Source organism: Brassicibacter mesophilus, assembly GCF_050433385.1.
Lineage (GTDB): Bacteria > Bacillota > Clostridia > Tissierellales > Proteiniboraceae > Brassicibacter > Brassicibacter mesophilus.
In genome coordinates this window covers 1-5,113 of the sequence record NZ_JBNPXI010000046.1, presented here as the reverse complement: position 1 = coordinate 5,113, position 5,113 = coordinate 1, and the positions used below count along the sequence as shown (strand labels likewise).

The following is a 5,113-nucleotide window of genomic DNA, read 5'->3' as shown; positions in this document are numbered from 1 at the left end:
GTATCAATCGCAGTAGTATTTGAAAACCCATATGCAGGAAAATACGTAGAAGATTTATCCCCATTATCAGACTGGAGTGCATCAATTACACCAGAACTAGTTGAAAAAGCATTAAAAGCAGCTGGTATTGAAAAAGGTGAAGCAGAAAGCTATGGTAAAGCAGCTATAATTGGAGGAAATGGAGAGCTTGAGCATGGAGCAGCTTTGCTTCACCCAACACTAGGAAAGCCATTTAGAGAAGGATTAGGCGGAGGAAAAGCAATCATTCCTTCAGCTAAGAAAATGGGTTACCCAGGCTGTGCAATAGATGTGCCACTACACTATAAAGATGCAGCATTCGTAAGAACTCACTTCGACGCAATGGAAGTAAGAGTACCAGATGCTCCAAGAGACAATGAATTAGTGTTAATATTATCAGTAACAAACTGTGGAAGACCACATCCAAGAGTAGGTGGACTTCAAAAAGAAGAAGCTAAGTGTGAAGACGGCTTAAGATAGTTAATTATAGAGAAAATCCTTCAGTTTATAGGAAGGATTTTCTCTTTTTATACATTAAATTTCATTTTGAAAGGAGTAATACATGAACAACAAGACTAAAGGAATAGTATTAATGATTCTTTCATCCTTTTTCTTTGCCTTGATGGCAACAGCTGTTAAGTCATTACCTGAAGTAGGAGTGCCAGAAAAGATGTTTTTTAGAAATGCTATAACATTGATGACAGCTAGTTTTATAATATTTAGGAAAAAAGAATCTTTTGCAGGCAATAACAAAAAAGCACTTGTTTTGAGGAGTATATTTGGATTATTAGGGGTAGCAGGAAACTATTATGCCCTATCCAAGCTACCACTAGCAGATTCAGAAATTCTTAACAAAACTTCCTCATTTTTTGTAATTATATTGTCTGTATTATTCTTAAATGAAAAAGTAAGAAAGCAACAAGTTCTAACAATTATTTTAGCCTTTATTGGAGCACTTTTTGTTATAAAGCCAGGTCTGAGCTTTTCTATAATACCAGCTTTGACTGGTATATTCGGTGCTTTTTTTGCTGGAGCAGCATATACGACAGTAAGACATTTAAGCCGTACCGATTCACCTAATACTATAGTATTCTATTTTGGACTAATTTCTACCTTAGCTGTAGTTCCTTTTATGCTATCAGGTAATTTTATTTTAAGCAGCTTAGAACAATTTCTGAAGTTATCAGCAATTGGAGTTTCTGCTGCTATAGCTCAATATCTTATGGCATATGCTTATAGATATGCTCCAGCTGGTGAGTTATCTATATATTTGTATACTAATATCGTATTTTCAATACTCATAGGATTTGTGATTTGGAATGAGGTTCCTGATCTTATGAGCCTTGCAGGTGGAGCGTTAATTATTATTGCAGGTCTTATAAATTATCATATTGCAAAGCAATACAATAGAAGTGTTAGTGGAAATCAATAGGTGCTTATAATGAAATAACACTAGAAAACAAAACGAGAAAACGTTTCAAATATGAAAGTCGCATTGCAAAAATGAAACATTAGCACATCTATTGCAATTACTAACTTAAAGGTATTACTCTGAAAATTGGATTTCACAAATGAAAGATTAGAACAATAAACCTATTTAATGAAATTCTGTTAACAGTGCTAACATCAAGAAAGAGATTGTTAAAAACATGGCATATAAAATGCAATATAAATTATAGAAAAATAACAAATATTTTCCTGATGCTGTGTTTCTATTATATATATAGACATAGTATATATATAATGAACATTGTATACACAGTGATAAGTATGAAAAATTGGAAGGAGGGAGATTGAAGTTTATTTTCAAAAAAGCAGCATCGCTCAAAATGATATTATGGGAAATTATTAGTTATTTTTTATGGCAACAAACTTACAGACTAACTAAATACTGAACAGGGGGAATAAAGATGTCTGAGAAAATTAGCAATAATGGATTGGAAAACGCTTTTAATTCAGTACCTGATTCTGAAAGGAAATCATTATTAAGTCTTACGTTTGTTCTTGCAGGCTATCCAATAGCACTATCTAATTTTGTTATTGGAGGAGCCGTAGGGGTAGGAATGACATTTTCTAAAGCAGTGCTTACTCTGTTAGCTGGAAATGCTGTACTTATAGGCATTGTTTTAGCTACTGGTTATATGGCTTTTAAGACAGGACTATCTACTTCATTTCTATCTAGAAGAGCCTTTGGTAAAAAGGGCTCTACTATATTTTCTCTGTTGTTAGCTATTTCTTCAGTAACATGGATTTCTTTGAATGGGGACATATTTGCTAGATTGATAAAGACTACTTTTACTTGGTGGCCATTATCTATTCCAATTACTGCGATTATATGTATAGCTCTATGGACTCAATCAGCTATTAGAGGGTATAAAGGATTAGAGGTTATAAGTTTTTTAGGAGTTCCAGCAGCATTAATAATGTCAATTGTTGGAGTTATAGCTGTAGGAAAGGCATCTGGAGGCTTTAATGAAATTTTCAATTATATTCCTGCTAATCCCATTTCATTTACTGCAGCTACATCGTCAATTATTGGAGGATGGGTGTTTGGCGCTACAATAACACCAGACGTTTGTAGATTTGCAAAAAGCACAAAAGATTTATTTATTGCAGGTATAGCAGCGTTTGCTTTAGGATGTCTTGGCTTACAATTTGCAGGTGCTCTTGTTGCTATATCTACAGGTAATGGCGACTTCACAGTGGCTATGGCTGCTTTAGGACTTTCATTAGTTGCTTTTGTTGCTGCAATATTTTGTTTATGGACAACTCAAGACAACAATATTTATGGCGCTAGCTTAGCTATACAAAATGTATTAGATGAGACTAGTTTAAAAGGAAAAGTTCAACACAAACATATTGCATTAGGTATAGCAGGATTGGCTGCTGTGTTTGCTGCACTTGGTATATTTAATTACATACTTCCGATTATTAAATTCCTTTCATTATTGATACCACCAGTTCCAGGATTAATAATTGGTGAAGAATTTTTTATTAAAAGACCAAAAGAAGGAATGAAGGTTAATTCAGTTGCACTTGTTTCTTGGTTTTTAGCTGGAGCAGCAAGCTATCTATCATTAAAAGCAGATATGTTTGTTCCACCTCTAGTTGGAATAGTAACAAGCTGTGTTACTTATGTAGTATTAAGTAAAATCGTTAGCAATAAGGTAAAAGAAGCTTAAAATTATTAAGAACTTAAAGAATTATATGGTGAAGTCCTAATTACTTAATAAGGGCTTCACCATATATTATTTATGTGAAAAAAATGTTAATATATATGAGTGAACACACTAATTTGTTTAAACAAAGCAACATCAAAAATCAAAAGTGTATTTGCAGACGGCTGTGGTAAAGGAGTGAAAATATGTACGTAATTATTTATGATGACTAAGTATGGTTTGTAGTATAACTATAGTTCATGCTATCGCATTTTTACAAATGGATGATAAATACAGTTTTATACATGATAAAATCAGGTAGGTATAAAACTAAACTAAGGAGGACTTATGAATAAAAAAATTTGTAGTATATTAATAGTAATTATACTTTGCTTAGTTGCTTTAATGGGATGCTCTAATGGTGATAAAAACAATAGCTTCACAGGTTCTTATGAAAAAGATAGAGAGAGCTTTACGTCAACTTTTGTCAAACAAGAGCCTTCTATTGATGAATATGAAAATTCAACACCTCCACCATACGTTTCTGAGGTTGAGTATGAGTCTGATGGGCTAAAACTTAAAGCGTGGGTACTGAATGACCCAGAAGATGGATATAAATACCCTGCAGTAGTATTTATGCATGGAGGGTTTGCTTTTGGTGAAGTTGATTGGTATGTTGCTGAAGAGTATATTAATCGTGGTTATGTAGTGATGACACCTATGGTACGTGGAGAAAATGGTAATCCGGGTAACTTCGAATATTTTTATGGTGAAGTTAATGACTGTATTGCTGCTGGAAAGTATTTGGCCAGTCTTCCGTATGTTGATGAAAACAATGTATTCTTAATGGGGCATAGCGCTGGAGGCTCCTTAAGCGTTTTAGCATCATTAAGAGAGTCACCATATAAAGCTATTGCTACCAATGGAGCATCATATGGTACAAAGGATTACTTCAAGTATAGAAAAGATCGTATTCCATTTGAATATAATAAAGATGAAATACATATACGCTCATCCTATGAATATGCAGATAATATAAAAACACCTGTTTATTCATTCATGGGTAAGGAAGATATAGGAACAATGAAATTAGCTGAAAAATTTGTTGAAAAAGTTGAAAAGTTAAGTGTGCCATTTGAATTTATGGTTATTGATGGAGATCATAACGAGTCATTAGATAAGGCTATTCAGCTAAGTGCAGATATCTTTGATTCATATGTTGATGAAGAATAAAGTAAATTTTGACTTATTAATGCATAATGCAGAAGAAAATACATATTTTTAAGGTTTAAATGATAAAATAGAAAATCAGCTTGAGTTTTAATTCAGGCTGATTTTTAATAGCGAACTTTAAGCTAACGCTGCATGCAGAAAAGAAGCAATAAAAATGAATATAATCACGGCTAGTGAAGACACTACCAATGATATTAAGAATTTTAAAATAGTATTAAGTGAAGATCTGAAAATTTTAGAATTGATAGAAATACCTATGATTCCACATAAAGCACCCAAAGCTCCTCCCCAAAGAACGAGCAGTAGAGGTAAACCACACCATACTTTTACATACCATTTTAAAGGTTCCGTTACTTGAAATTCTTTACCGTCAACTACTAGCTTAGGTATTGGATCCACACTAAAAAAGCTATGCTTCCAATTGGCAATAACCTCAGTTCCATCATTCTTTATGAGCTTCATTTTACGTTTTTTTTCCACAGCTACAGGTTCATTATCTATTAGTAGCCTAGGGTTACCTATACCTTTTACCTCCACTTCAACTTTTTTTTCTTCAAATCCGTCTAGTTTGACTTCATATCTCATAAATATCCTCCTATGTATAAATATATTAGACGTTTGCGAAACGCCACAACCCGTATAATTACGGGGTTTTTTCTTGCATAAAAATATATAACTCCTCACCTGATTATGGTAAAATTGAA

5 protein-coding genes are annotated in these 5,113 nt (G+C 33.2%); 4 read left to right on the top strand and 1 reads right to left on the bottom strand.

Annotation, left to right across the window (positions count from 1 at the left end; all coding sequences use genetic code 11):
* From HNR33_RS22540 to HNR33_RS22525, 4 genes are all read left to right on the top strand, one after another.
* Nucleotides 1-498, top strand: a 498-nt coding sequence (locus HNR33_RS22540) for an amino acid synthesis family protein (protein WP_429088266.1), incomplete at its 5' end; no start/stop codon positions are given.
* Nucleotides 499-580: 82 nt separating this feature from the next.
* Nucleotides 581-1,450, top strand: a complete 870-nt coding sequence (locus HNR33_RS22535; RefSeq protein WP_429088263.1) for a DMT family transporter — start codon at nt 581-583, stop codon at nt 1,448-1,450.
* Between the two features lie 478 nt (nt 1,451-1,928).
* Nucleotides 1,929-3,200, top strand: coding sequence for a purine-cytosine permease family protein (locus tag HNR33_RS22530; protein WP_429088260.1), 1,272 nt, complete (start codon nt 1,929-1,931; stop codon nt 3,198-3,200).
* A gap of 324 nt (nt 3,201-3,524) precedes the next feature.
* Complete coding sequence (locus HNR33_RS22525; protein WP_429088257.1) at nt 3,525-4,409, top strand: alpha/beta hydrolase family protein; 885 nt, start codon at nt 3,525-3,527, stop codon at nt 4,407-4,409.
* Nucleotides 4,410-4,526: 117 nt separating this feature from the next.
* Here the strand turns inward: HNR33_RS22525 and HNR33_RS22520 are convergent, their stop codons facing one another.
* The gene (locus tag HNR33_RS22520; protein ID WP_429088255.1) at nt 4,527-4,994 is read right to left on the bottom strand and encodes a hypothetical protein; all 468 of its coding nucleotides are present in this window, start codon (nt 4,992-4,994) and stop codon (nt 4,527-4,529) included.
* Between the last annotated feature and the right edge of the window lie 119 nt (nt 4,995-5,113).

Bases quoted from the DNA above. Each gene is read 5' to 3' on its own strand.
- HNR33_RS22525 (WP_429088257.1), top strand. From the start codon at position 3,525: ATGAATAAAAAAATTTGTAGTATATTAATAGTAATTATACTTTGCTTA.
- HNR33_RS22520 (WP_429088255.1), bottom strand. From the start codon at position 4,994: ATGAGATATGAAGTCAAACTAGACGGATTTGAAGAAAAAAAAGTTGAA.
- HNR33_RS22535 (WP_429088263.1), top strand. From the start codon at position 581: ATGAACAACAAGACTAAAGGAATAGTATTAATGATTCTTTCATCCTTT.
- HNR33_RS22530 (WP_429088260.1), top strand. From the start codon at position 1,929: ATGTCTGAGAAAATTAGCAATAATGGATTGGAAAACGCTTTTAATTCA.